The 25,898-nt window shown below is 34.8% G+C and carries 30 protein-coding genes; 9 read left to right on the top strand and 21 right to left on the bottom strand.

Annotated elements, in window-relative coordinates; translation table 11 throughout:
• The first annotated feature begins 85 nt into the window (after positions 1-85).
• Entirely contained in the window at positions 86-616 is a 531-nt protein-coding gene (locus DNG35_RS07155) for a shikimate kinase (RefSeq protein ID WP_111127358.1), read from the top strand.
• Here DNG35_RS07155 and DNG35_RS07150 read toward each other — a convergent pair.
• Together DNG35_RS07150 and DNG35_RS07145 are read right to left on the bottom strand one after the other, a co-directional pair.
• The gene (locus DNG35_RS07150; RefSeq protein WP_111127356.1) at positions 608-1,105 is read right to left on the bottom strand and encodes a phosphoribosyltransferase family protein; all 498 of its coding nucleotides are present in this window, start codon (positions 1,103-1,105) and stop codon (positions 608-610) included. The genes DNG35_RS07155 and DNG35_RS07150 overlap by 9 nt on opposite strands.
• A 1-nt stretch (position 1,106) precedes the next feature.
• Complete coding sequence (locus tag DNG35_RS07145) at positions 1,107-1,487, bottom strand: RNA-binding S4 domain-containing protein (protein ID WP_111127354.1); 381 nt, start codon at positions 1,485-1,487, stop codon at positions 1,107-1,109.
• A gap of 77 nt (positions 1,488-1,564) precedes the next feature.
• Between DNG35_RS07145 and DNG35_RS07140 the strand changes: the two genes are divergently transcribed.
• The 5 genes from DNG35_RS07140 to rpsA all read left to right on the top strand — a co-directional run bounded on the left by DNG35_RS07140 (position 1,565) and on the right by rpsA (position 6,921).
• Positions 1,565-2,518 carry an FKBP-type peptidyl-prolyl cis-trans isomerase gene (locus DNG35_RS07140; RefSeq protein ID WP_233494466.1) on the top strand — a complete coding sequence of 318 codons (954 nt, stop codon included), beginning with the start codon at positions 1,565-1,567 and terminating at the stop codon, positions 2,516-2,518.
• Between the two features lie 60 nt (positions 2,519-2,578).
• Positions 2,579-3,598 (top strand): type IX secretion system protein PorQ, encoded by a 1,020-nt coding sequence (gene porQ, locus DNG35_RS07135; protein ID WP_111127350.1) that lies wholly within the window; start codon positions 2,579-2,581, stop codon positions 3,596-3,598.
• Positions 3,599-3,641: 43 nt separating this feature from the next.
• Complete coding sequence (cmk, locus tag DNG35_RS07130) at positions 3,642-4,340, top strand: (d)CMP kinase (RefSeq protein ID WP_111127348.1); 699 nt, start codon at positions 3,642-3,644, stop codon at positions 4,338-4,340.
• Entirely contained in the window at positions 4,333-4,890 is a 558-nt protein-coding gene (locus DNG35_RS07125; RefSeq protein WP_111127346.1) for a DUF4256 domain-containing protein, read from the top strand. The genes cmk and DNG35_RS07125 overlap by 8 nt, the downstream gene beginning before the upstream one ends.
• Positions 4,891-5,088: 198 nt before the next feature.
• The gene (gene rpsA / locus DNG35_RS07120; protein WP_199489105.1) at positions 5,089-6,921 is read left to right on the top strand and encodes a 30S ribosomal protein S1; all 1,833 of its coding nucleotides are present in this window, start codon (positions 5,089-5,091) and stop codon (positions 6,919-6,921) included.
• A 91-nt stretch (positions 6,922-7,012) separates the two neighbouring features.
• On the opposite strand, the gene DNG35_RS07115 is transcribed toward rpsA, so the two are convergent.
• From DNG35_RS07115 to DNG35_RS07105, 3 genes are read right to left on the bottom strand one after another with little or no spacing between them, the layout of a single operon-like run.
• On the bottom strand, positions 7,013-7,957 hold the full coding sequence (locus tag DNG35_RS07115) for a nitronate monooxygenase family protein (RefSeq protein ID WP_111127344.1): 945 nt from the start codon (positions 7,955-7,957) through the stop codon (positions 7,013-7,015).
• 10 nt (positions 7,958-7,967) lie between these two features.
• The gene (gene mnmA / locus DNG35_RS07110; protein WP_111127342.1) at positions 7,968-9,149 is read right to left on the bottom strand and encodes a tRNA 2-thiouridine(34) synthase MnmA; all 1,182 of its coding nucleotides are present in this window, start codon (positions 9,147-9,149) and stop codon (positions 7,968-7,970) included.
• 37 nt (positions 9,150-9,186) lie between these two features.
• Positions 9,187-9,930, bottom strand: coding sequence for a toxin-antitoxin system YwqK family antitoxin (locus DNG35_RS07105; RefSeq protein ID WP_111127340.1), 744 nt, complete (start codon positions 9,928-9,930; stop codon positions 9,187-9,189).
• A gap of 26 nt (positions 9,931-9,956) precedes the next feature.
• Here DNG35_RS07105 and DNG35_RS07100 point away from each other — a divergent pair, with 26 nt between their 5' ends.
• Positions 9,957-11,351, top strand: coding sequence for a fasciclin domain-containing protein (locus DNG35_RS07100; RefSeq protein ID WP_111127338.1), 1,395 nt, complete (start codon positions 9,957-9,959; stop codon positions 11,349-11,351).
• A 21-nt stretch (positions 11,352-11,372) separates the two neighbouring features.
• Here DNG35_RS07100 and DNG35_RS07095 read toward each other — a convergent pair whose 3' ends face one another.
• The 12 genes from DNG35_RS07095 to DNG35_RS07040 form a co-directional block, all read right to left on the bottom strand.
• Complete coding sequence (locus tag DNG35_RS07095; RefSeq protein WP_111127336.1) at positions 11,373-11,945, bottom strand: hypothetical protein; 573 nt, start codon at positions 11,943-11,945, stop codon at positions 11,373-11,375.
• Positions 11,946-12,011: 66 nt separating this feature from the next.
• Entirely contained in the window at positions 12,012-12,293 is a 282-nt protein-coding gene (locus DNG35_RS07090; protein WP_199489104.1) for a bestrophin family ion channel, read from the bottom strand.
• 112 nt (positions 12,294-12,405) lie between these two features.
• Complete coding sequence (locus DNG35_RS07085; RefSeq protein WP_158524880.1) at positions 12,406-12,720, bottom strand: GNAT family N-acetyltransferase; 315 nt, start codon at positions 12,718-12,720, stop codon at positions 12,406-12,408.
• A 14-nt stretch (positions 12,721-12,734) separates the two neighbouring features.
• Entirely contained in the window at positions 12,735-13,256 is a 522-nt protein-coding gene (locus DNG35_RS07080) for a hypothetical protein (protein ID WP_111127332.1), read from the bottom strand.
• 9 nt (positions 13,257-13,265) lie between these two features.
• The gene (locus DNG35_RS07075) at positions 13,266-14,249 is read right to left on the bottom strand and encodes a bestrophin family protein (RefSeq protein ID WP_111127330.1); all 984 of its coding nucleotides are present in this window, start codon (positions 14,247-14,249) and stop codon (positions 13,266-13,268) included.
• Between the two features lie 5 nt (positions 14,250-14,254).
• Entirely contained in the window at positions 14,255-15,145 is an 891-nt protein-coding gene (locus tag DNG35_RS07070; RefSeq protein WP_111127328.1) for a pirin family protein, read from the bottom strand.
• A 3-nt stretch (positions 15,146-15,148) separates the two neighbouring features.
• Positions 15,149-15,457, bottom strand: a complete 309-nt coding sequence (locus tag DNG35_RS07065) for a phosphoribosylpyrophosphate synthetase (RefSeq protein ID WP_111127479.1) — start codon at positions 15,455-15,457, stop codon at positions 15,149-15,151.
• A gap of 91 nt (positions 15,458-15,548) precedes the next feature.
• Positions 15,549-17,744 (bottom strand): catalase/peroxidase HPI, encoded by a 2,196-nt coding sequence (gene katG, locus DNG35_RS07060; protein ID WP_111127326.1) that lies wholly within the window; start codon positions 17,742-17,744, stop codon positions 15,549-15,551.
• Between the two features lie 189 nt (positions 17,745-17,933).
• Positions 17,934-18,803, bottom strand: coding sequence for a pirin family protein (locus tag DNG35_RS07055; RefSeq protein WP_111127324.1), 870 nt, complete (start codon positions 18,801-18,803; stop codon positions 17,934-17,936).
• A 13-nt stretch (positions 18,804-18,816) separates the two neighbouring features.
• The gene (locus DNG35_RS07050; protein WP_111127323.1) at positions 18,817-19,173 is read right to left on the bottom strand and encodes a hypothetical protein; all 357 of its coding nucleotides are present in this window, start codon (positions 19,171-19,173) and stop codon (positions 18,817-18,819) included.
• An 81-nt stretch (positions 19,174-19,254) separates the two neighbouring features.
• Positions 19,255-19,845 (bottom strand): Crp/Fnr family transcriptional regulator, encoded by a 591-nt coding sequence (locus tag DNG35_RS07045; RefSeq protein WP_111127321.1) that lies wholly within the window; start codon positions 19,843-19,845, stop codon positions 19,255-19,257.
• 34 nt (positions 19,846-19,879) lie between these two features.
• Positions 19,880-21,181, bottom strand: a complete 1,302-nt coding sequence (locus DNG35_RS07040; protein WP_111127319.1) for a deoxyribodipyrimidine photo-lyase — start codon at positions 21,179-21,181, stop codon at positions 19,880-19,882.
• Positions 21,182-21,246: 65 nt separating this feature from the next.
• On the opposite strand from DNG35_RS07040, the gene DNG35_RS07035 reads away from it, so the two are divergent.
• Complete coding sequence (locus DNG35_RS07035) at positions 21,247-21,819, top strand: DUF922 domain-containing protein (RefSeq protein ID WP_111127317.1); 573 nt, start codon at positions 21,247-21,249, stop codon at positions 21,817-21,819.
• Here the strand turns inward: DNG35_RS07035 and DNG35_RS07030 are convergent.
• Positions 21,816-22,520, bottom strand: a complete 705-nt coding sequence (locus DNG35_RS07030; protein ID WP_111127315.1) for a DUF2490 domain-containing protein — start codon at positions 22,518-22,520, stop codon at positions 21,816-21,818. The genes DNG35_RS07035 and DNG35_RS07030 overlap by 4 nt on opposite strands.
• A 160-nt stretch (positions 22,521-22,680) precedes the next feature.
• Between DNG35_RS07030 and DNG35_RS07025 the strand changes: the two genes are divergently transcribed.
• Positions 22,681-24,033 (top strand): T9SS type A sorting domain-containing protein, encoded by a 1,353-nt coding sequence (locus tag DNG35_RS07025; RefSeq protein WP_111127313.1) that lies wholly within the window; start codon positions 22,681-22,683, stop codon positions 24,031-24,033.
• A gap of 131 nt (positions 24,034-24,164) precedes the next feature.
• Here the strand turns inward: DNG35_RS07025 and DNG35_RS07020 are convergent, their stop codons facing one another.
• From DNG35_RS07020 to DNG35_RS07015, 3 genes are all read right to left on the bottom strand, one after another.
• Positions 24,165-24,677, bottom strand: a complete 513-nt coding sequence (locus DNG35_RS07020) for a hypothetical protein (RefSeq protein ID WP_111127311.1) — start codon at positions 24,675-24,677, stop codon at positions 24,165-24,167.
• 421 nt (positions 24,678-25,098) lie between these two features.
• Positions 25,099-25,275, bottom strand: coding sequence for a hypothetical protein (locus DNG35_RS12170; protein WP_158524879.1), 177 nt, complete (start codon positions 25,273-25,275; stop codon positions 25,099-25,101).
• A 28-nt stretch (positions 25,276-25,303) separates the two neighbouring features.
• The gene (locus tag DNG35_RS07015; RefSeq protein ID WP_111127309.1) at positions 25,304-25,810 is read right to left on the bottom strand and encodes a hypothetical protein; all 507 of its coding nucleotides are present in this window, start codon (positions 25,808-25,810) and stop codon (positions 25,304-25,306) included.
• Between the last annotated feature and the right edge of the window lie 88 nt (positions 25,811-25,898).

Raw genomic sequence — 25,898 nt, 5'->3', positions numbered from 1 at the left:
GGGTGCAAATATAAAACCTTTTGTTTATTTATCAAGTAAATAAAACAACTATTTTTGACATATTTCTAAATTGTTAATTTTGAGTATGAAAAAAAATAAAAATATCATTTTGTGCGGTTATATGGCTAGCGGAAAATCTACCGTTGGAAAGGTGTTAGCCGATAAATTACATTTAAAATATATCGATTTAGATAAAGAAATTGAAAGAAAAATACAGCTGCCAATTCCTGAAATATTTGAAGAAATGGGTGAGATTTTCTTTCGAAAAAAAGAGAGTGAAGTTTTAAAAGAAATCTTACAAGAAAAAGATAAGGTTATTTCACTTGGTGGTGGGACTCCAGTTTATGGAAATAACCTCGGTTTGATAAAATCTGACAGGGAAAATATTTTAGTTTACCTGAAAGTAAATCTTGAAATCTTGACTGGTAGATTGTGGAATGAAAAAAATAAACGTCCTCTTTTAAGCTTTCTAAATCATCGAGAGGATTTAGAAGAATACATTCGCAAACATATGTTTGAACGAAATTTTTATTACCTACAAAGTAATTTGATTATCGAAACAAATTCTTTATTGCCAGAAGAAATTGCCGATGAAATCATCAAAAATCTAAAATAACTCTCCCTTAGAGTTTTTTCCGAAATTCACTTTTACGGTTTCACTTAAAGAAGTAGAAAGTGAGATGCCTTTATAATCTACTTTTACCGGGTAATTTTTATGGTTTCGATCAACCAAAACTGCGGTTTGGAGTTTTTTAATAGGAACCTCTAAAAAATGTTTGATGCCATAAATTAGGGTAGAACCTGTATTGAGAACATCATCAATCACAATAACAGATTTGTTTTGGTATTCTTCAGAAGTCAGACTGGTAGAAATTTTACTCAAGGGGGTTTTCTTGTCGATTTTTACCTTACAAAGTTTTGCTTTTAACGGACTTACCTCTTCTAATAGTAGAGCTATTTTTTCAGCAAAGAGATAACCTTTGTTTTCGATTCCGGCAAGAATTACTTCTTTTTCGCTGGTATTGTTTTCGTAAATCTGAAAAGCAATTCTTCTTGTTTTCTGAACAATCTGCTCGTTGGTAAGAATGATATTTTTTTTTGTCATTTCAATCGTTTTTATTTTCTGGGTCAAACCAATCGTCGAGTTCTCTACGGTCTTTTTTGGTAGGTCTTCCTACACCTTTTTTTCGGTAATAATCTTTAGAGTATTTCAGTAGATCGAGTTTTTCTAAATTTTCTTTAGGGGTGATATCGTTTATATAAATATTAACCAATTTTGCTCCAACTCGAGATTCAGGTATGTCTAGCACTTGTATTTTATAATCGATTTGGTTTTTTCTGATCTCAATTTCATCACTCGGGTAAACTTCTCTTGATGGTTTTACCGTTTCGCTTGCAATCTTAACTTGACCTTTTCTGCAGGCTTCAGTAGCAATACTTCTTGTTTTATAATACCGTACGCACCATAAAAATTTATCAACTCGCATAATAAATCAGGATAAAATACATTATAGATACAAAAATAGAAGAAAATTGTATCTTGCAGCCCAAATAAAAAGAAATGATGAAATATAAATTTATAGCCTTATTATTAATTGCTTTTTTAGTTTCTTGTGAAGATGATGATGATATTAGTAGTGGAGGTGTTGTTTTAAGAGATAGAGCAGAAGTTGCTGTAGAAAACCAAGGACAAATAGAAGAGTATTTAAAAACACATTTTTACAGATTGGAGGATAATGAAGTAAACCCAAACTATAAAAAAATTGTTTTTGATACCATCGCAGGTGTAAATAGTAATGAAACACCTGTATTTGATTCAGGGTTTTTAAAATCTAAAGAAGTCGTAGATGGTGATGTTACATATAAACTTTACTTTTTACAGTTAAGAAAAGGAGCTGATTCTTTTCAGCCTACTTTCGCAGATGATGTGATTTTAACTTATAGGGGAGAAACCTTACAAAAAGAAGTTTTCGACCAAGGTATAAACTTTGTTAAATTTAGATTGGCAAATATCGGTGATGGTAATAGTATTATAAAGGGGTTTGTTGAAGGAATCATTGAATTTAAAGGAGCAACAGGATTTGTTTCTAATCCTGACGGAACGGTTAGCTTTAATGATGACTTTGGGTACGGAGCAGTTTTTATTCCATCAGGATTAGCTTACTTTGCAGCTCCACCATCAGGGACACAAATAGAACAATATAAACCTATTATTTTTACTTTTCAAATGTATAAAGGGCTGCAAACAGATCATGATGATGATGGGATACCATCTCATATAGAAGATTTAAATAATAATAAGTTGCTTATAGATGACAACACAGATACAGATGGTGAGCCAACCACTGCAAAATTGCCAAATTTCGCAGACAGTGATGATGACGGTGACGGTATTCCTACCAAAGATGAAATTGAAGTAAATGATGCAAATGAAGATGGTGTGATTACGCTAGACGAAATCAACTTTATAGACTCTAACAACGACGGAACTCCAGATTATCTAGATCCAACGATTTAAAAATTCCGAAAATAAAAAGCAAATCCATTCGTTTAAATTTTAAATAAATCTTTTGCGTATATGCAAAAAATAGGTCGATTGCTTTTTGCTATGTTGTTTAGCTATACTTCTTATGCACAAATAGGAGGGCAATCGACTTATCAGTTTCTTAACTTAACTGCATCACCACGACAAGCGGCTCTTGGTGGAAAAAACATTACGACCTACGATTACGATCCAACGGGAGCTATATATAACCCGGCTTTAATCAATCCAGAGATGGATAATCAGCTTTCGCTGAACTATGTCAACTACCTGGCAGATGTCAATTACGGAACCGCTTCTTATGCTTATCTTATCGATAGAAGAACACAGGTTTTGCATACGGGTATTACTTATATTAATTACGGGACCTTTGATGGTTATACCGAACTCGGTGATCCTACAGGTGAATTTACTGGAGGTGAAGCGGCACTTTCTTTTGGTTATGCCTACAACATTCCTTTTTCAGACTTTTATGTAGGAGCCAATCTTAAACTCATTAGTTCTAAACTTGAACAATATTCTTCTTTTGGAGGTGCGGTAGATTTAGGCTTGACGTATGTTTATGAAGATTGGGACTTGGTTGTTGCTGGAGCGGTTAGAAATCTAGGCTCTCAGTTTACACCTTATAATGATCTTTACGAAAAAATTCCAACCGAAGTAATTCTCGGAATTTCTCAACAAGCAGATAACGTGCCGATTCGTTGGCACCTCACACTCGAAAATCTACAGGAGTGGAATATCGCTTTTAGAAACACCAATCGTGACGAAACTGACCTTAGCGGAAATGTACAAGCCGATGATCCAGGTTTTTTTAATAATGTATTGCGACATACCATTATTGGTGCAGAATTATTTCCTGAAAGTGGTTTTAACATCAGATTGGGTTATAATTTTAGAAAAAGCGAAGAGTTACGAATTGTCGATCAGCGATCTTTTGCAGGTCTTAGCGGTGGAATTTCCATTAAATTTAATAAAGTGCGATTAAGCTACACGTACGCACGTTACAGTAGTGCAGCAAACTCGAGTTTTTTTGGAGTAAATATTAACCTTCAATAACAATCTTATTCAAAATGTGTAGTTTTGTGTAAAACACCATCTCTTGAAAAAAATCATCATTGCCATCGACGGATTTTCCTCCACTGGTAAGAGTACCGTTGCCAAACAACTTGCCAAAGCATTACATTATGTCTATATTGATACGGGAGCGATGTATCGAGCGGTTACTTTGTTTGCTTTGCGCGAAAATTTAATCGGGGAAAATTTTTTACACCAGGAAAAATTAGAACAGCGTTTACACGAAATAGAAATCCGCTTTAAGCGAAATCCCGAAAAAGGTTTTGCCGAAGTTTATTTAAATGGTGAAAATGTAGAGGACGAAATCAGAACTTTAGAAGTTTCTAATTATGTGAGTCCGATTGCGGCAATTTCTGCAGTTAGAAAAATACTGGTAGACCAACAACGGCAAATGGGCAAGGAAAAAGGTGTTGTCATGGATGGCCGTGATATTGGAACTGTGGTTTTTCCCGAAGCCGAACTCAAATTGTACATGACGGCTTCTGCAGAAAAAAGGGCACATAGAAGGTATGAAGAATTGCTCGAGCGAGGTGAAGAGGTAAGTTACGATGAAGTGTTGGATAATGTCGTGATGCGAGACCAGATAGACAGTTCGCGTAAAGATTCACCTCTTCGCAAAGCCGATGATGCTATTGAGATTGACAACAGTAGTTTGACTTTAGACGAACAGTTTGAAAAAATAATCGCTTTAGCGGAAGAAAAGATAAAAGAAGAAAATGAGTAAAAAACTAACCTCAGCACAACAAACCGAAATGTTAGCAATTCTCAAAACCCGTTTTGAGGAGAATATGTCTCGTCACGACAATATAACTTGGCAAAAAGTAGAAGCAAAACTCCAACTTGCTCCAGAAAAATTGTGGTCACTTTTCGAAATGGAAAAAACAGGAGGCGAGCCTGATGTGGTGGGTTATGATGAAAAAACCAAAGAGTATATCTTTTTCGATTGTGTAAAAGAAAGTCCGAAAGAGAGGAGAAGTCTTTGCTATGATCAAGAGGCTTTAGAATCTAGAAAGAAATTTAAGCCAAAAGATAGTGCTCTAAATTATGCACAGCAAAGGGGTTTAGAAATACTTACCGAAGAACAATATCACGAACTGCAAAAGTTGGGCAAATTTGACACCAAAACCTCAAGTTGGCTCGCGACTCCTGAAGAAGTGAGAAAATTAGGTGGAGCTATTTTTGGTGATTTTCGTTTTGGGCGAACGTTTATTTACCATAACGGAGCTGAGTCTTATTACGCTGCACGCGGATTTAGAGCTTGTTTGAAAGTTTAATATTTCTTAATAACTTCTCTAAATTAACTGTATTCTTATTTCCTTCATAAATATTTGAAAATCAAAAAATAAGTTGTAATTTTGCACTCCTTTTTACAGCGAATCGGAAGAGAAAAGGGCAATTTATATTTTAACGCTTCTATATTTTAGTTGTTAAATCTTCCGTAAGAATATAGAATACAAATATTTATATCAGCTATGGCTGAAGAAAAAAACACACAAGAGGTTGAAGTGCAGGAGGTTGCTGGAATGGCAAACGATTCTCAACCTGCTGTTTCTGAACAACAGCAAAATCCAGAAAAATTCTTAAAAGAATTCAATTGGCACAATTACGAAGAAGGTATCGACCCAATTGATGGAGACAAATTAGAAGAATTTGTAAAACTTGTTGAAGACAATTTCGTAGACACTTTAGATGACGAAGTAGTAGAAGGAGAGGTAATCAATATTACTGATCGTGATGCTATTATCGATATCAACGCAAAAAGTGAAGGGGTAATCTCTTTAAACGAGTTCCGTTACAACCCAGACTTAAAAGTTGGTGACAAAGTAGAAGTATTGATCGACCAGCGTGAAGATGCAGAAGGTCAGTTGGTATTATCTCACCGTAAAGCTAGAGTAATCAAAGCTTGGGATAGAGTAAATAAGGCACACGACGAAGGTACGATCGTAAACGGTTTTGTGAAATGCCGTACTAAAGGTGGTATGATTGTAGACGTTTTTGGTATCGAAGCTTTCTTACCAGGTTCACAAATTGATGTGAAGCCAATTAGAGATTACGATGCTTACGTCAACAAAACTATGGAATTTAAAGTGGTGAAAATCAACCACGAATTCAAAAACGTTGTGGTTTCGCACAAAGCGCTTATCGAAGCAGATATCGAAGAGCAGAAAAAAGAGATTATTGGTCAGTTAGAAAAAGGTCAAGTATTAGAAGGTGTGGTGAAAAACATCACTTCTTACGGTGTATTTGTTGACCTTGGTGGTGTTGATGGATTAATTCACATTACCGATCTTTCTTGGTCAAGAATCAATCATCCGAACGAAATCGTAGAATTAGACCAAAAATTAAACGTGGTTATCTTAGATTTTGATGAAGATAAAACAAGAATCCAATTAGGTCTTAAGCAGTTAAGCAAGCATCCTTGGGAAGCTTTAGAAGAAAACTTATCTGTTGGTGATAAAGTAAAAGGTAAAGTAGTTGTGATTGCAGATTACGGTGCATTTATCGAAGTTGCTGATGGAGTAGAAGGTTTGATTCACGTTTCTGAAATGTCTTGGTCTACTCACCTACGTTCGGCTCAGGATTTCGTAAACGTTGGTGACGAAGTAGAAGCACAAATCTTAACTTTAGATAGAGATGAGCGTAAAATGTCTTTAGGTATCAAGCAATTAACGCCAGATCCTTGGACAGATATTACTTCAAAATATCCAGTTGGCTCACGTCACACAGGAGTTGTACGTAACTTTACCAACTTTGGTGTATTTGTAGAATTAGAAGAAGGTATCGATGGTTTGATTTATATCTCTGACCTTTCTTGGACAAAGAAAATCAAGCATCCATCAGAATTCTGTAATGTTGGTGATAAACTAGACGTAGTCGTTCTTGAACTTGATGTTGAAGGTCGTAAACTAAGTTTAGGTCACAAACAAACAGAAGATAACCCTTGGGATAAATACGAAACTGAATTTGCTGTAGGTACGAAGCATACCGCTACAATCGATGAGATGGTAGACAAAGGTGCAACGATAGAATTTAACGAAGATATCACTGCATTTGTTCCTACACGTCATTTAGAAAAAGAAGACGGTAGCAAGTTAGGAAAAGGTGAAGAGGCAGAATTTGTAATCATTGAGTTCAATAAAGAATTCAAGAGAGTAGTTGCTTCTCATATGTCTATCCATAAAGAAGAAGAAGCGAAGATTGTAAAGCAAGCAGCTAAAAAATCACAAGAAGAGAACAAGCCAACTCTTGGTGATGCTAACGCAGATTTACAAGCTTTAAAAGACAGAATGGAAGGAAAAGAATAATCACTTTCCTGTCTTTTGATATATTAAAACCCTAGATTTTCTAGGGTTTTTTTATTTATATAAATTTAAAAAAATAGGATGATAAAAGTGGTTATATTGATATCTCTTTCTTTGCTACTGCAAACTCAGCAATAATCTCTTCTACAATTTTAGCAGCGGGTTTAATCTCGTGAATCAATCCACTTATTTGCCCGATTTCGAGTTCTCCTTCTTCTAAATCGCCTTCAAACATACCACGTTTAGCACGTGCTCTGCCGAGTAGTTCGATAAGCTGTTCTTTGGTAGGATTGGTTTTATACAATTCTTCTACCGCTTGGTAGAATTTATTTTTAATCAATCGGACGGGAGCTAATTCTTTTAAGGTCAGTTTGGTATCACCTTCTTTGGCTTTTACTACTTCTTCTTTAAATTTTTGGTGCGAAGAAGCTTCGTCGCTTGCTACAAATCGACTACCAATTTGTACGCCATCAGCTCCTAAAACCATAGCAGCGAGCATCCCGTGACCAGTAGCAATTCCTCCTGCAGCAATTAGTGGCACAGAAAGTTGTTCTTTTACCATCGGAATTAAAGTAAAAGTGGTGGTTTCCTCTCGACCATTATGTCCTCCTGCTTCAAAACCTTCGGCCACGACGGCATCAACACCAGCACTTTCTGCTTTTAAAGCAAATTTTACGCTGCTTACCACATGCACAACTGTTATTCCATTTGCTTTAAGTTTTGACGTGTAAGTTGCTGGGTTTCCTGCGGAAGTAAAAACAATTTTTACGCCTTCTTTGATAATGATGTCTATAATTTGATCGATATCTGGATAAAGCATCGGCACATTAACGCCAAAAGGTTTGTCAGTAGCAGCTTGGCATTTTTGAATGTGTTCTCGTAAAACTTCAGGATACATCGACCCTGCACCAATAATTCCGAGTCCACCAGCATTACTTACTGTACTTGCCAATCTCCAACCACTTGCCCAAATCATTCCCGCTTGGATTATAGGGTATTTAATATCAAATAATTGTACAATTCTATTGTTTTTAAACATGCTTTGTATTTTATGAAATTACTCCGGAACCTAGTAATTCGTCATCTTGATACCAAGCGACAAACTGTCCTTCGGTGATGGCTGATTGTGGATTTTCGAAAATCACATACATACCATTTTCGGTTTGGTGCAAAGTAGCTTTTTCTAGGGGTTGTCGGTATCTAATTCTTGCTTTTACCTCAAAAGAATCGCCTGAATTGAGTTTTAAATCTTCACGTAACCAATGGATTTCGTGAGGCTTTACAAAAAGACCTTTACGGTATAAACCAGGATGTTGTTTACCTTCACCTACATAAATCACATTGTCCTCAACATCGGTTTCGATCACAAAAAGAGGCTCTTTAAAACCGCCAACACCTAAACCTTTACGTTGTCCTTTGGTAAAAAAATGAGCACCGTTATGTTGTCCCACAACTTTGCCTTCACTTTTATGGTAGACAAATTTTTCTGAAAGTTGTTGGTAGTCACTTTTGTGAGTTTCCGCGAAAGCGTACTTTTCATCATTTTCAGAAATGACCACAATATCACCTGATTTTGGCTTGAGCTGCTGTTGAAGGAAATCTGGCAGTCTCACTTTACCAATAAAACAAAGTCCTTGTGAATCTTTCTTCTCGGCAGTGATTAGGTTTTGTTCGGAAGCAATTTTTCGTACTTCGCTTTTTTGTAATTCACCAATAGGAAACAAAGCCTTCGCTAATTGCTCTTGTGAAAGCTGACACAAAAAATAGGATTGGTCTTTATTTTTGTCTTTTCCAGCGAGAAGCTGATGCGTTTCTGTACCGTTTTTCACGAAAGTGTTTTTGCGGCAATAATGACCTGTAGCGACATAATCTGCTCCTAAAGATAGGGCGATTTTCATAAAAGTATCAAACTTGATTTCGCGGTTGCACAACACGTCTGGATTTGGTGTTCTACCATTTTCATATTCGTTGAACATATAGTCAACAATGCGTTCTTTATATTCTTTGCTTAGATCGATCGTCTGGAAAGGAATGTTGAGTTTTTGTGCCACCAACATCGCGTCGTTACTATCTTCTAGCCAAGGACATTCGTCGCTAATGGTAACCGAGTCGTCGTGCCAATTTTTCATAAAAAGCCCAATAACGTCATAGCCTTGCTCTTTGAGCAAATAGGCTGCAACGCTAGAATCTACGCCACCACTTAAGCCAACAACTACTCTTTTGTTCTTCAAGTTTTAGAAATTTTAAAATGCAAAAATACGAAATATTTTAGGGTTTTGCCTTAGGTGTAGGAATTGGTTTTGGGTGAAGTTCTTCCTCGACGAGTTCACCATTTTCGTAGATTTTCCAAATACCATCTTTAAGACCGTTTTTGTAGTTTCCCTCGGTAAGTAAATTGCCTTCACTGTCGTAGAAAGAAGCGTGACCTTCTACTTTTCCATCGACATAGGCATATTTTTGAATAATAGTCTTGTTATCACCATAAATTAAGGTTTGGCCGTGAAGTACTCCGTTTTTATAATGCTGGCTCATTGCTACATTTCCGTTTGGGAAATAGGTGATTTTTTCACCATGGAGTTTATCATTTTTATAAGTTTCGATAAGCATTAACTGTGTTCCATTTTTATGAAATATTTCCCATTTTCCTTCTCTTTTTTTGTCAACCATATGTCCTTTGCTCACCACTTTACCAGCTTTGTTGTAAAAGGTTACTAGCACTTTATTACTACCTTTGGTATATTCTTTAGTAGCAACTGGCTGCTTCCCGCTTTTGGGTTCATAAAACTTGAAAACACCAATTTCTTGACCGTGCTCAAAAGTACCCTCGTAACGTACTTGCTTTGGTTCTTCTTCTTCAAAATACTTTATCCATTTTCCATTTTTTTTACCATTAGCATCGTGTTGGTTGACACCGTTCTGACTGTAACCAAAAATGCTAACCAATACAATAAAAATGCTAAATATTGTGTTTTTATTGATAACCATAAAAAGTGGTTTTTGTATATTGCTCATATCAAATTTTAATCTAAAAACTTTAAATGAAAAATTTTATTTCATTCGTTGCAAAAATATTGCCAATTCTTTTTATTTTCTTTTTTGTCACCTCCTGTGTTGATGATGACGATAACGGTAATGTGATTGAAGGTAATAATTCGATTACCGATTTTGTACAAAAAAATGAAAATTACTCGATAATCGCAAGTGCTATAGAAAGAGCAGAATACAGTTCTCGTTTAGACGGAAATTCGGGCTCGTATACTTTTTTTGCGCCAGATAACGATGCAATGAATGTTTATTTACAAGAAAATAGCTTGGCTTCGGTAAATGATATCCCTGTAGAAAATTTACAACAGCTTATCGATTATCACTTGTTGCCGAATATTGTTTTTGAAGAAAACTTCAATACGGGTTACCTAAAAAGTTATGCAGAAGCTGCTGTAAACGATTCGTTGAGTTATACGATGGATATGTATGTTTTTAACGATACTGAACTTACTTTTAACGCAACAACCAGAATTCTTACACCAGATATTGAGGCCGATAACGGACTGATACACCAAATAGATCGTGTGATGGAATTGCCAACAATGGCATCGATGTTACAGATAAGTGCAGAAACAGAGCCCTTTTATCAAGAATTAGCGAATGCAAACCTCACGACAGAATTGAATGAAAAAGAATGGCAAACCTTGTTTGTAGCACAAAAAGATTCGCTGCAAAACTACCTTTCTTTGCAACAAGGATTTGAAGAAAATATCTTAAAAAATCATTGGTTTGATAAAAATTTACATTCTGAGAAGATTTTGACTGGTTATGAGAAAAACTTAGCACTGTCTAACACTGGTCAAACTTTAGATACTTATTTTAACCGAGATTTGGGCTTTTTTATTAATGGAGAAGTTTCACTTACTTCACAAGATATAGTAACTACTAATGGAATCATTCATATTCTTAATGACGTACTCGAGTTACCAACTTTAGCTACTTTTGTTGTTGCTGACACAGAAATTGAAACTTTAGAAATGGCCTTTAAGCTCGATGGTCAGGCTGCAAATAATTATATGTTGTGGTTAGGAGCTACTGGCCCTTTTTCACAAGAGCCTTACACAGTTTTTGCTCCAGATAATATAGCTTTTGATAATCTAATTTTAGAACTTTTCCCTAATCAAACTGCTACGATAGAAGATGTAGATGATCAAAAAATGACCAATATTCTAAACTATCATTTTATGGAAAATAATGAGTACCGTTACGAAAGTTTACCAGCTACGATTACAAATACTTCGGGAAATATAAGTATTACAAAAGATACAGAGAATATGACCTTTACAGCGACAGACTTTTTAGGAAGACAAGGTGTATCTACAAAAATAAATATTCAGGCAATAAACGGTGTAATGCATAAAATAGATACCGTTTTACTACCTGAATAGATGATTTTTGAATAAGACAAATTATAGATTTTGTTCAACATAGTCATATGGCCCACTATAAGTACCACTTATGGTAACACCACTAACATTAGTAAATGTAAAATCAAGTTCTACATTATTATCAGTAATATTTATCACTTCAAAATCTCCGACCTCTAAATATTTATCTTCATCTATAAAATTAAAAATATACTCTTGAGAAGTGTCTACACTTTGATCAGGGTTTACGGTTATGGTTGTTAATGACCCGCCATAATTTACATAATTTGCAAGTGTGTACATCTGAGCATCTAACTCTGTATCTTCAGTCATTAATATTATTTGTACATTGTTGATAGTTGATGTTGATACTTGTCTTACAGAAGAAAGCGTATAACTTATAAAAGACTCTTCTTCACCCAATGTTTGTTTGGCTATGGTTATTCTAGGAATATCATAACTTTCATTTTCATAAGTTAATGTTCCGTGAAAATCTGTGTTAGGATTTGTATTTGGGTTTTCTGCAACAATATTAGGATCTAAAGGTTCATTTTCACAAGAAGTAGTTAAAACTAAACTTAAAAAAGCAACTAATAATAAGGGCAATTTTTTCATAAAATTTGTTTTTTGATAGGTGCTAATATAATAATTTATTGTTTAAAATTATATATTTCTTAACATTTACATCAAAACTCCGTTGACTGCTTCAATGTTTGGTGGTAAATTGGTTTCGCCGAGCATTTCGCGTAAGTCTATTTCTATTATTCTACATAACGAGAGCATTGGGATATCGTGAGCCATTCCCTGAAAAGGATTTTCTGAATAATCACCAATATGTTCCATTACAATATAAACCCAACCAATTAAAACAGTTAATGGAGCCGATAACCAATAACCCCAATTGCCAAGTTTCATCATTTCGGGAATAATACTATTAAATATTAGCACGAAAATTACATTCATATAAGCATTCAAGCAATATGTCTGTATATAAGTCGTTTTTAATTTTGTATAATTCGGCTTCTGAAACGCTTTTACCCATGTGCATAATGGTAAAAATCATAAAATTTGAATTTTAAAGTGATTTGTAACCTGCAAATCTTTCGTCTATCTGAGGTTTAAACTCGTTATTTCTTTTCACAAAAGTGATAATAAATGGGCATATCGGAATGATTTTTTTGTTCGTAGGTGCGATTTCATCAAACACTTTTCTTGCCATCATAGAGGCGACTCCTTTACCTGAAAGCTCTTCAGGAACTTCTGTGTGTGTTAAAGCAACTTGATTTGGAGTTTCTTTATAATCGATAAAAGCCAAATGCTTATCCACTTTCAATTCAAATCTTTTTTTATCCTCATTTTTGAAGATAGGTATTGCTGCTAAATTTTCCATAAGCATGATTGATTTTACAAAGCTATTTCTCGGTTGAACAGCTTGTTGTATTTTTCTTGAAATTTTTTATTCTCAGGGTTATTTTTTTTAATCAAATCACCTAAGAATTGAATGATTTTAGCTCTTTCGGGTGTTTTTTCTGCTAGCATATCTTTGTAGTTTTCGTCAAAAACCATAAAAGTAGTATTGGTGTATTGGTATTTTTCGGTTCCGCCAGCATAAATAAAATACTTTTTACCGTCTTCAAACAAATTTACGTTTTCCCAAATCAAAATAGGATGGATGTTGTCGCCCACAAAATAAGATCTTCCCCATATTCCGAAATTGTCAAAAAGCACTTTACGTGAATAAAATGACGAAGCAACACAATTAAAACTTACTTCGTAATAGTCTGATTCACCATTAGTATTTTTGAATTTAGTGTAGCTTACACTGGAATAATTGTTTTGATAAACATTACTGCAAGTTTGTTGTTTTGTTGTGGCACAAGCAACGAGTAAAAAAACAAAGAGTAGGAGGGAAATACTTTTTTTCATAGGTTAAAATTACATCAAAAAACCGTTTTCGTCAGAAGTTGGTGGTGGCGTATTTTCTTCGTCCAGCATTTGGCGAAGATCAATTTCTATACCTCGCGAAATATTGGTAATAGGTACATCATTGTACGTTCCTTCAAAAGGATTTTCAGAATAATCACCTATTTTTTCCATCAAGAAGAAAACCCAGATAATGAGTCCGCTCATAAACGGGGCAAACCAAAGTAAACCATCTTGTTTACCGTCCATAATTTCGTTCATTCCAAAAGGAATAAAAATACTGAATATTAAGGTTATCCAAAAGGCAACAGAAGCATATTGCCTCGGAAACGGAAAGTTTTTGATACGTTCTGCCTTGCCTTGATCTTCATAAAAAGATTTAATGAGTTGATGAAGCTCCATATGCCTAAAATCTTCAAAATATCCTTGATCTCTGTATTTCTGTAATTTTTCGGATTGTATTTTTAAAATTTGTGTAGCTTGATTCGTTTTCTTTTTGAGATAATTGACTTCGTTGTTGGATATCAATTCTTTTAACTCACTTTCCATTTTATGGTGAAAGTCTTCAGAAGTCGATGGAGCATAAAGTTTTACTCGGTTTTTTTGATGTTCCCATGTTCGAGGCAATCGAAGTTGGTGTCTTAGGGCAGTCATCCAAGCAATGTGCCTGTAGATCAATTCCTGTTGAATTTCTTTTGTATTTTCACCCTGTACAAATGCCAAAACTGCAGCTCCAAAAGTTCTACTGTTGTTTACGATAGCTCCCCAAATTTTACGGGCTTCCCAAGTTCGCTCGTAAGAGCTATTATTTTTAAAACCCAAATAAAAAGCTACCGCAATTCCAATTACGGTAAGCGGCCCCCAAGGCAGCGATAGTTTTGCCTCCAGAAGTACGGAAAGTGTGCAAATAAGGTAACTATAAATTACGCCAATAATAAATGGCCATTTTGACCAATTGATAACCATCCAGAAGCTATAGCGTCTTTTTATATACATAGATTTTATTTTTTCTTAAAATTGTTCTTTTGAGGTAAGGGAATACGTTCAGTTTCTTCAGGAACCTGAGGAAATTTATTTGCTTCCCAACCTTGCTTAGCTTTTTCGATGAGTTTTTTATCCGAAGAAACAAAATTCCATTCGATAAAACGTTCTTCCGGAAAAGGTTCACCACCAAAAATATAAACGGTCGTATTGGCTTCTATTTCAAAAGTACAGAGTGTAGCATCTTTAGCAATTAAAATTTGTTTTGGCCCGTAAGAATGACCATCGTTTTTGATTTCACCTTCTAAAATATACAAAGCACTTTCACCATATAAATCTTTACCGATTTCGATAGTTGTCTTTGTGTCGCTTTTTATTTCAATAAAATAAAGTTTGCTATTTACAGGTACTGGTGATTTCTTTCCAAAAGCTTCACCTGCAATAAGTTTGTAGCTTACGTCTTTTTCTTTCCAAGACGGGATGTCTTTTGCTTCAATGTGTGTAAAAGAAGGTTCGCATTCTTCAAGAACTTTGGGAAGTGCCACCCAAATTTGTAGTCCGTGTAGTTTTTTTTTGCTTCCGCGGATATTTTCAGGCGTGCGTTCGGTGTGAACCACCCCTTTTCCGGCAGTCATCCAATTGACCGCTCCAGGTTTTATTTCCACGGCAGTGCCTAAACTATCTCGGTGGAAAATAGCACCTTCAAACAAAAAGGTAAGTGTAGAAAGCCCGATATGCGGATGCATAGCGATATCTAAATTTTGATTTTCATTGAGCTCTACTGGCCCCATATGATCGATAAAAATAAAAGGACCCACCATTCTTTTCTGACGAAAGGGTAGGAGTCTACCAACCAGAAAATTACCAATATTGGCAGCTCGTTCTTCAATAATTAGTTGAGTGTTCGACATATATTAATCAGAGAAATTTAGTTTATCAAGCATCTCATCGGCAATGTCATCAGAATAGATTCCGTAAGAATTGACCATTGTTCCTTTAATATTGAATTTATCTGATGAAATAGCGTATAAAATAGAGGAACCTTCTGGGCTGGAAGTATCGTCTTCAAACCTAAATGTTTTATCGATTTCAAATTCGTTATGAAAAATCTTATATTTTCCTTTACTGCATTCCAGACAGTTTTCTTTGAGGTTAAAATCTTCGGTATAGCCTTGTTTTTTTAAGCCTTGTAATGCTTCAACGAGATTGTCGTATGATTTCATAATAAAAAAATTAAAAAGGTTGTGGAGAATATTCTCTACAACCTTAAAGTTAAACATTTTCAGTAAAAACTATGAACTAAACTCGTTAAAACTATTTTAAATCATAGCGATCTGCATTCATTACTTTTGTCCAAGCCTTTACAAAATCTTTGATAAATTTTTCTTTATTGTCATCTTGTGCATAAAATTCGGCATAAGAACGCAAAATAGAGTTAGAACCAAAAACCAAATCTACACGTGAGGCAGTCCATTTCTCCGTTCCTTTTTCACGAAAAATAATCGTATAATTTTTGTTGTCGGTGGGTTTCCACTGGTTACTCATGTCGGTGATATTCACAAAAAAATCGTTGGTTAAAACACCTACGTTATCGGTAAAAACACCTTGTTTGGAATTACCATAGTTAGTTCCGAGAACTCTCATTCCGCCTATGAGCACAGTCATTTCGGGAGCAGTAAGACCCATTAGTTGAGTTCTGTCTAGGAGTAATTCTTCTGCGTTAACTGTATAGTCTTGCTTTAAATAGTTTCTAAAACCGTCATGAATAGGCTCTAAGTCATTAAAAGAATCGATATCGGTATCTTCTTGCGTGGCATCACCTCTTCCAGCAGAGAAAGGTACTTTAATGTTGTAACCAGCATCTTTTATTGCAGCTTCAACGGCAGCACTTCCGCCAAGCACAATCAAATCGGCTATGCTTACTTTTTTGTCGAGCGTGTTTTGAATTTCTTCTAGCTTACTAAGAACTCTTTGAAGACGCTCTGGTTCGTTTCCTTCCCAATTTTTTTGCGGTTCCAAACGAATTCTAGCACCATTTGCGCCACCTCTAAAGTCGGAACCTCTGTAAGTTCTAGCGCTATCCCAAGCAGTGTTGATAAGTTCTTGTCGGCTAAGTCCGCTATTTAGTAATTTTGATTTTAAATCTTCAATTTCACTTTCACTTAAAGTGTAATCTACTTGTGGTATCGGATCTTGCCATAACAAATCTTCTTGAGGGACATCAGCGCCTAAGTAACGGGATTTTGGACCTAAATCACGATGTGTTAATTTAAACCAAGCTCTGGCAAATACTTCAGAGAAATAATCAAAATCATTATAAAATTTTTCAGAAATCTTTCTATAGGTAGGGTCCATTTTCATTGCCATATCGGCATCGGTCATAATAGGGTTTCTTCTTTTGGTTGGATCATGGGCATCCAATGGTTTTTTAGACTCCTCCATGTTTATAGGTTCGTATTGCCAAGCTCCAGCAGGGCTTTTTTTGAGTTCCCAATCATGATTAAGCAATAAATCAAAGTAACCGTTATCCCATTTAGTAGGTTGGGTCGTCCAAGCTCCTTCAATCCCACTGGTCATAGAATGCCCAGCATTTCCTGTTCCTTCTGAGTTAAACCAGCCTAAACCTTGATACTCTGGGTGAGCTGCTTCGGGATCACCGCCTAAACTATCTGCTTGTGCATTTCCGTGGCATTTACCAATAGTGTGACCACCAGCCGTAAGTGCAACAGTTTCTTCATCATTCATCGCCATTCTCTCGAAAGTAGTACGAATATCTTTTGCTGTTCTTAACGGATCAGGATTTCCATCGACACCTTCTGGGTTTACGTAGATCAAGCCCATTTGAACCGCAGCCAACGGATTATCTAGACTTTCACGGTTTTCAACATCACCATATCTGTTTTTGGTTTCTGCTAACCACTCTTTCTCTTCGCCCCAATAAATATCTTTTTCTGGGTGCCAAATATCTTCGCGACCTCCACCAAAACCAAAAGTTTTAAGCCCGGCTTCCTCATAAGCGATATTTCCTGCAAGGATGATTAAATCTCCCCAAGAAATTTTATTTCCGTATTTCTTTTTGATGGGCCAAAGTAACCTGCGGCCTTTATCAGTATTGATATTGTCCGGCCAACTATTGAGCGGTGCAAATCGTTGATTTCCCGTGTTAGAGCCACCTCGGCCATCGGCTTTTCTGTAGGTTCCTGCCAAATGCCATGCGGTTCTTACCATGAGTCCGCCATAATAACCCCAGTCTGCAGGCCACCAATCTTGGCTATCTGTCATCAGTTTTCTTAAATCACTTTTTACAGCCTCTAAATCTAGTTTGGCAAATTCTTTTACGTAATCAAAATCTTCATCCAATGGATTTGATTTTCTATCATGCTGATGAAGAATATCTAAATCTAAGGAGTTTGGCCACCAATCTTTATTGGTGGTTCCTAACATTGATTTTTTTGTGTTTTTACCATTGTGAAATGGGCATTTGCTGATGTCGTTTGAGTCATGATCCATAATTTTATGTTTTAGTTTGTTTGCTTTCTCAAATTTAGAGATAAAAGATAATGATTTTTTTATTTCCTAATTATTACTTTTAATTATGATATAGGTAATAATTATGAAAACACCCATTTGTATAATTTTTAGTAATAAAAAAAGACCACCTATTAAGATAGTCTTTTTTATATAGTAAATGGTAAACAATTAATCTTCTAAATATCCAAACTTCCCTGCATTAAAATCCTGAAAAGCTTCAATCAGTTCTTGTTGGGTATTCATTACAAAAGGTCCGTGTGCAGCGATTGGTTCTTTGATTGGTTCACCACTTAACACTAAAACGATTGCGTTTTCATTGGCTTCTAAGGAAAAGTTTTCACCCTCATTTTTAAATAACACAAAGTGATCTTGTGAGATTTCTTCTTGATTCACTTTCACGCTTCCTTCGATCACCACTAAAGCTGTGGTATAATTTTCAGGAAAACTCAATTCGGTTTTTCCTTTACTTTTCAGTTTAACATTATACATATTTATGGGTGAAAAAGTAGAGGCTGGACCTTTATTACCTTGAAACTCTCCAGCAATTACTTCAATAATTCCAACCTTGTTTTCTAATTCCACTTTAGTGATATCTTTATGAGCAATTGCTTGGTATTTTGGCGGACTCACTTTGTCTTTTGCTGGCAAGTTTACCCACAATTGTACCATCTGAAATTCACCTCCTTTTTTACTCCATTCGGTTTCGTGAAATTCTTTGTGAAGTACTCCATTTGCAGCAGTCATCCATTGTACATCGCCTTCTCCAATAATCCCACCACCGCCAGAACTATCGGCATGTTCTACGCGACCTTTGTAGGCAATAGTGACTGTCTCAAAACCTTTGTGCGGATGAACGCCAACCCCTTTTGGGATTTTACTGGGCGGAAAATTATATTTCGAATTGTAGTCTAACATGATAAACGGATCCATACGTTGCATGGTCGAAGTGCCAGGTATAAAATTGTGCACTCTAAAACCGTCTCCTACAAAATGAGGAATTCCCGGTTGTACGATTTTCTCTATATGTTTTGTTTTCATCTTATTTTATTTTTTAATTATTACTATTTTTTAAAGCATTCGACAAAGCGATTTCAAATGAGTTATCAAGAACTTTATACGCTTTATTTCTATACTTATTTTGGAAAAAAGCGGTATTAAGTTGAGTTCCTAAATCTTCTTGACCTGCGATGCTAATCACTACAGTTTCTGGTTGTAGCACAGCAATCATTTTTTTAGCTTTCGCGAAATCACTTTCAGGAACTTCTGAAGAAATGGCTAATACTTTATAAGGTTTACAGATAATTTTTTTGATGGCTTTTTCGGTGTTTTCAACGGTTTCGATTTGCCAATTGAGTACAGTTTTTGTAACTGGTTTTGTGCTTACGAGCATTGCGCTTAACTTTCTCATTTTTATACTCCTTTCTTTTTTACATGCCAAAATTAGGTGTTCAAGAATTGTTGCGCATTGATGTATGTTAAGAAAGAAAAATTAGCTGCTTTTGTTGGCTAAGTTTTTACGAACACGGCTTAAACTTTCGGGAGCAATACCCAAATAAGTAGCCACCATGGTTTGTGGTACACGTAGTAAAATATCAGGATAGGTTTTGATGAAATCTAAGTAACGTTCTTCTGCTGTAGCACTCAACAATAGATTGATGCGGTACTGTAATTGTCGGATGTGGTTTTGAAGTAATCGGTTGTTAAAACGCTGGAAACTTTTATTTTCTTTTGCTAGAGCCTCAAAAACTTTAGGTTCTATCATCAAAACAGTACTGTCTTCAATAGCTTGAATGTAATATTTTGAGGGTTCACTAAAAAAGACACTTTCCCTATCGGTCATCAACCAACCTTCGGGAGCAAATTGTATGGTGTGCTCTTTACCTTTTTTATCGATAGCATATTGTCTTAGAAGTCCTTTTTCTACAAAGAAAGAATGTTGACAATTCTCGTCAGGTTGTATAAGATATTCTCCTCCTTTATATTTTTTTAGCGAGCATTTATCAAATAATAAGTTTAGGCTCTCATTATCGATACCAGTAACATTGGAAGTGAGAAAAGTAGTCAGTCTAAAATTTTTCATAGGAAAATTTCACAAGTATTAAATATACTCTTTTTTAAGAAATAGCCTTTTTATAAACTTTTAAGCAACGCTCTCTTGCTTCTTTGTGGTCAACCATTTTTTCAGAATAACTATCGCTTTCAAACTCAAGAACCCATTTTTTGATATAAGTGTAATTTTTGTCGAATTTCTCTATTTGTGTAGTTGGATTAAAAATTCTAAAATAAGGAGCTGCATCAACACCACTTCCTGCGGCCCATTGCCAGTTTCCTATATTACTAGACATCTCGTAATCGTTAAGCTTTTCAGCGAAATAAGCTTCACCCCATCGCCAATCTACCAGTAAGTGTTTACAGAGAAAACTGGCCACTAACATTCTCACGCGATTGTGCATAAAGCCCGTTTTATTTAGCTGTCGCATTCCTGCATCCACCAACGGATAACCTGTTTTTCCTTCACACCATAATTCAAATTCTTTAGGATTGTTTCGCCATTTAATATTATCATATTTTGGTTTAAAACTTTTGGTAACCGTTTCCGGAAAATGCCATAAAATCTGCATAAAAAACTCCCGCCAAATGAGTTCTTTTAGGAAAGTTTTATCTTTAAATTGGTTAGCTTTTTTTACAACTTCTCTTATGCTAATGGTACCAAAACGTAAGTGCGGACTCAGTCTTGAGGTGCCATTTTTAGCCGGAAAGTCTCTAGTTTTTTTATAATCGCTGATGAGGTCTGTAGTTAAATCATAAGCTTCAATCAAGATGTCCGATTTCTTAAACCCAATAGCTTCAAGACTTAAAAAAGGCAGTTTTTTATCTTGTAAAAATTTTTTCTGTAATTCTGCGGAATCGTATTTTTCTATCCTACTATTAGCATATTCCTCCATCCAAACTTTAGCGTAAGGCGTGAACACCACGTATGGATCTCCGTCTTTTTTGGTAATTTCGTTTTTTTCGAAAATGACTTGGTCTTTAAAAGTGAAGAATTCTATTTCTTTTGATGTTAAAAATTCTTCGATCTGTTTGTCACGTTCTTTAGCATAGGGTTCATAATCGTGGTTGGTAAAAACTTTTTGAATATTGTATTCTTTCACTAAGCTTTTAAAAATTGTCATTGGTTTTCCGTGATAAACGGCAAGACTAGAACCTAATTTTTGAAGCTGTTTTTTTATTTCTTCTAATTGTAGATAGATAAAAGTTATTCGGGCATCATTTTTGGGTAAACTTTCGAGAATATTTTCATCAAAAATAAAAATGGGAAAAACCCTATTTTCGCTCGAAAGCGCTTGGTAAAGACCATGATTATCTTCGAGGCGTAAATCTCTGCGAAACCAAAATAAATGTATAGGTTGAGCCATATTTTGCTTAAAGGTATAATAAAATTTATGTTTTTGATGTTATAAATTTGTTACAATTGTTTATCATGAAAAAAGTTCTTTTCTTCATTATTTTCGGTTTTTATTTGGTTGGTTTTTCTCAAGCTGATTTAGATTACATCGATAATGATAGTATTTTGACTTGGAGTGAAACTAGAAAGCTATCATGGGATGACTTTAAAGGCCAACCAGCTGCAGGAAAACGTTCTGGAGCCATCACGGCAAGTCGGTTTTTTACTTTTCCGGAATACTTTTATGCAACAGATTACGGAAGATTAACAGCTTACGCTATTTTTTCTAAACTCGAATCTTGGAACCGTGTTGAATCAGAATCACTTTTAGCACATGAGCAATTGCATTTTGATATTTCTGAACTTTTTGCACGAAAAATGAGAAAGCGTTTTGATGAATTAAGGGCAACTAATGAGACAAAAATATCTGTATATATTAAGGAAATGAAAAAGCTATTTTCTGAAAGTAGAATCTATCAAAATCTTTACGATCGAGAAACCAAACACGGTATTTTAATTGAGATACAAGAAAGGTGGTCAGCTAAAATTGCTCAGGAACTAACCGAATTGGACGACTTTAAATATAATCCAACACTTCAAAAGAATTAAAAAGAGTGGTGTAAGCTCAATTGTAACTGATTTTTGCTCCAATTATCGGTAGATTGTCGCATCACACCCAATTGCACTTTTAAGCCGTCTTTGATAAGGTAGCCAAAAGCTGCATAAAAACGATTTCTATCGAAAATTTCTACTTCAGCACCATTGCCAATTTCGCGTTGCCCGTTGATAAAAATCTCATCGTATAAGGCCAAATAGACAGTTTTAGCAGATAAAGAGCTATTATTTAGCGGAATATTTAGAAAAAGATTATAGCGATAACGTGTTCTGAAATCTTGGTTTTCTACAAAACGTTGTTCGTATCGTAAACGATGGTTAAAATAAAACCTACTTCCAACTTTAGTAGGAAAAAGTATCTCTTGGTAAATTCTACTTTCATTAGAAGTGTTTGAGTTATCTTCACCAAAAGCACCTGTGGTGATATGAGCATAACCCAATGTAAATTTGATATTGCTATTTGTAGGCTTGTAAGTAAAACCACCGCGAAGCAAAAGTTGTTCTAAATCGCCTATGAGATTCCAGTTTCGGTATTGAATATCACCCTGAACTCCAAAATTACTTTCACCAAAAGTGGTATCAAAAAAATACATATACCAAGCTCCTAATTTGTCTTCGTCAACTTGGGCTTTAGCTTGAAATGAAATTGAACAAAATAGGGCTAAGAGGAGTAAAAAGCGAAATTGGATTTTCATTAAAATTTAGATTTATTTAAAAATAGTTGCGAATTTAAGGATTTTTAAAGGTTTAAAAAATTCAATTTTAAAAAGAATACAAGATGCTTTGCTAAAAGTTTTTTGTATTCCAGTGTAAATGATAAATTTAAAGTATTAAAAATCATATAACTAGTAGTTGATGGAAATTAAAAAAATACTAATTCTAATCTACATGTGTTGCCAAAGCTTTATGTATGCTCAGTTTGGCCCTGTTCAATACATTGATAATGATAGTGATTCAGGAGATACTTCCTACATTACTACTGCAGATATCAACAATGACGCACTTCTTGATGTCTTAGTGAGCAAAGCATATGCAGCAGATAACATTACCATTTATTTTAATGAAGGTAATGGTAGCTTTGATCAACAAATCATTGCCGTAGAAAGTGACCCTATCTATGTAGACGCACGAGACATTAATGGTGATGGTGCTAAAGATTTACTGCTTATGACCCAAAGCAATGGCGATTTGATATTGCGAATGAATAACAATGGAAGTTTTGTCACAAGAACAGTTATTGATACCGAAAGTACTTTTGGAAAAGGATTGGTGATTGATGACTTTGATAATGATGGAGATCAGGATATAGTTGCGATTTGGCAACATGCTATTAATTATTACGAAAATGATGGTACTGGTACTTTCTCTAAAACTGCCATTCTAACGACGAGTGGTTCTCCTAATATTTTAGAGTGTTGGACCATTACCAAAGCAGACGTAAATGCAGATGGAAATATGGATATTGTAACTGGGGAAACCATAGGTGCGGTGGTTTATCTTAATAATGGAAACGGTAACTTTACACCACATACTGTTACCCAAACCAATCATACTACCATTACCAGCCTTGCACTCGAAGAAATTGATGGTGATAATTTGTTAGATCTTATTTTTACAAGTGCGACCGGTGATGCAAGCCTTTACCTTAACAACAACAATACAGGAACATCCTTTACTCATCACAGTGATCTGTTTAGCGCAACACCAAACAGTATAAAAAGACTTGCTGTAATAGAGGTAAACAACGATGGACTTAAAGATATTTATACCGCTTTTTCTGGTAACCCGAGAGTTTTTATACAAGGAAATAATTCTGACTTTTCCCAAGAAATAATTTTGGATAACAACTCTAGTTTGTTTGTAGATAATGTCGCTGTCGCGGATATTGATAATCAGTCAGATAAAGAATTTATTTGGTGTTCACCAGCAAATACCATTGCTTATCAAAAGAGCACAAGTCTAAAAATGGATCAAAAAGATAATAATAGGGTAGAGACTTACCCTAATCCGATGGAGCAACATTTGTATTTTAGTCATTTAGAAGATGATGTTAGACTTAAGGTTTATGATATATCAGCAAAACTCTTGATAGAAACAGATTTACAACCAAATCAAGCACTTGATGTTACGCATTTAAAGGCTGGATTGTATTTTATAAAACTTTTTAGCAATACGGTTCAGCAGACGCTAAAAGTACAAAAACGTTAAGAAGGGTTCTATTGTAAGCTTTATGTGTATTCGGAATGCAATTTATTACGAGCCCTGACTTTGGGGCTCCAGCGTAAATCGAAGACAGTAATTTGCGATATACGTTGTTGGCTACTGTATTTGTTGAATAGTTAGTTTAAAAATATTTTTGTGAATAGATATTTTACGACTTCATTGTTTTGGCTAGTTACATCATTAATAGCAAATACTTCACCATTAAAAAAGAAGATTGATTCGGATTTTTCATCTTTTTGAAGGTAACCTTTTAAGTAATAACTCAGGCGAACATTCGAATCCTCATCAACTTTTTTAGTTCTTATACCAGAAACTTCTATGTAAAATAAATATTCATTTTTTTCCTGATGCTGTCTATAATACGCAATACTTGACTTCGAATTCTTAAAAGATAATTCTATGTTGGTATGTGAAAAGGTCTGAATAATTTTTTCTTTTAGATCATTGAAATATTCTTCATATTGAGATTTGCCAACGAGAATAAATTTAATACTTTTTGGAGTTGCATAGCTGCTGGATTTATAAGAATTTAATTCAGTAAAACCAATTTTTCTGAAGTTGTTTTTCTTAGTTGTAGAACAAGAAATAAATAGAATGAATGTAATAATAGTTAATATATATTTCTTCATAAATATTGTAGCTAACGGTAAGATTTTGTTGCGTGTTTAAGCACGGAATTTAGCAAATAAAAACCGAATAGAAAATCCGCGAGGATTTTCAGGAAAGTTCTTTTTTCATATTGTGGGCAACGGTCTGGTATAACCGTCAGTTACGGGAAAATCAGCAGTGATTTTTCCGCTGACGGTTTAAAGTTAGTAAAAAGGTGTGAATTCCGATAAGGAATTCCGCCGTAATTGCGGTTATACATTGTTGCTATTTCGTTGTTTTTTCAGAGTTTGAGTAAACTCAATCAGCATTTTATTCTCAGGCTTTTTTAATTCTGATTGAATGAGCATTTCCTTAATTTCCTTAATTGCACATACAGTTCCATTTTTGGTTTTTAGTTCAGTTTCTAATTCAATAAATGAACTAAAAATGAGCTTTCAGAAATTAATCTTTCAACTTTTCAGGCATAAAAAATGATATTATAGCTATAATTAGTCCACTTATTATTGAAGCATATGCTTTATAATTAGCATCAATATTTAGGTTTTCGAAATTCAAATCTGTAATTCCAAATGTCATAAGAAGAATTCCTGCAAGTTTAATAAGTCCAATTTTTTTCATTTAGTCAGTTGTTTTAAGTTAATGTTTTTTATTTGTCCCAAAAGATGACTTTTTCGTTAGATTCTCCATCTTTTGTGAACTTTGTTTTGTTCCAATGTTTGTCTAAGTCCTTAACTGTTTTTAATTTCAGACCTCTAATATTGATTTCTGTCATTCCAGTTTTTAAATCTTCGGACATTGTTTTATATAATGCAATATTGTCTTTTTCAACATCGCTTATCTCTACATTTTTAATTTCAGAGCTAAATTCAGTCGAGAGTCTTTTCCACAATTCCGCGTCTTTGTAGTCCGAATTATAACAGATTATTGGTTTTTCATTATCACTTTGGTTAACGAACTGAATAATTTCCGCAAACATTTTAGTTTTCTGCTTTTCGTTTAAGTCCGTATTTGTCAAATCGTCAAACTGAATTCTAATTCCATTTATCCACGTAGAATTTAATTCATATTCTTTTCCATTCAGTTTGTATATAATTCCTTCTCCTCGAAATCCGAATTTAATATGGGAAAAGTCCTTTGTTTTATCTGCTGACATTGGTTAGTGTATTATACTGATATAGGTTGACTCTTTTTTGATAGCTATATTTTAATATTTAGATGTTGAGTTGGTGTAAATTTACATT

Source organism: Mesonia sp. K7 (genome assembly GCF_003233725.1).
Taxonomy (GTDB): Bacteria; Bacteroidota; Bacteroidia; order Flavobacteriales; family Flavobacteriaceae; genus Mesonia.
The sequence above is the reverse complement of the archived record's forward strand: the minus strand, read 5'-3'. Positions and strand labels throughout refer to the sequence as shown.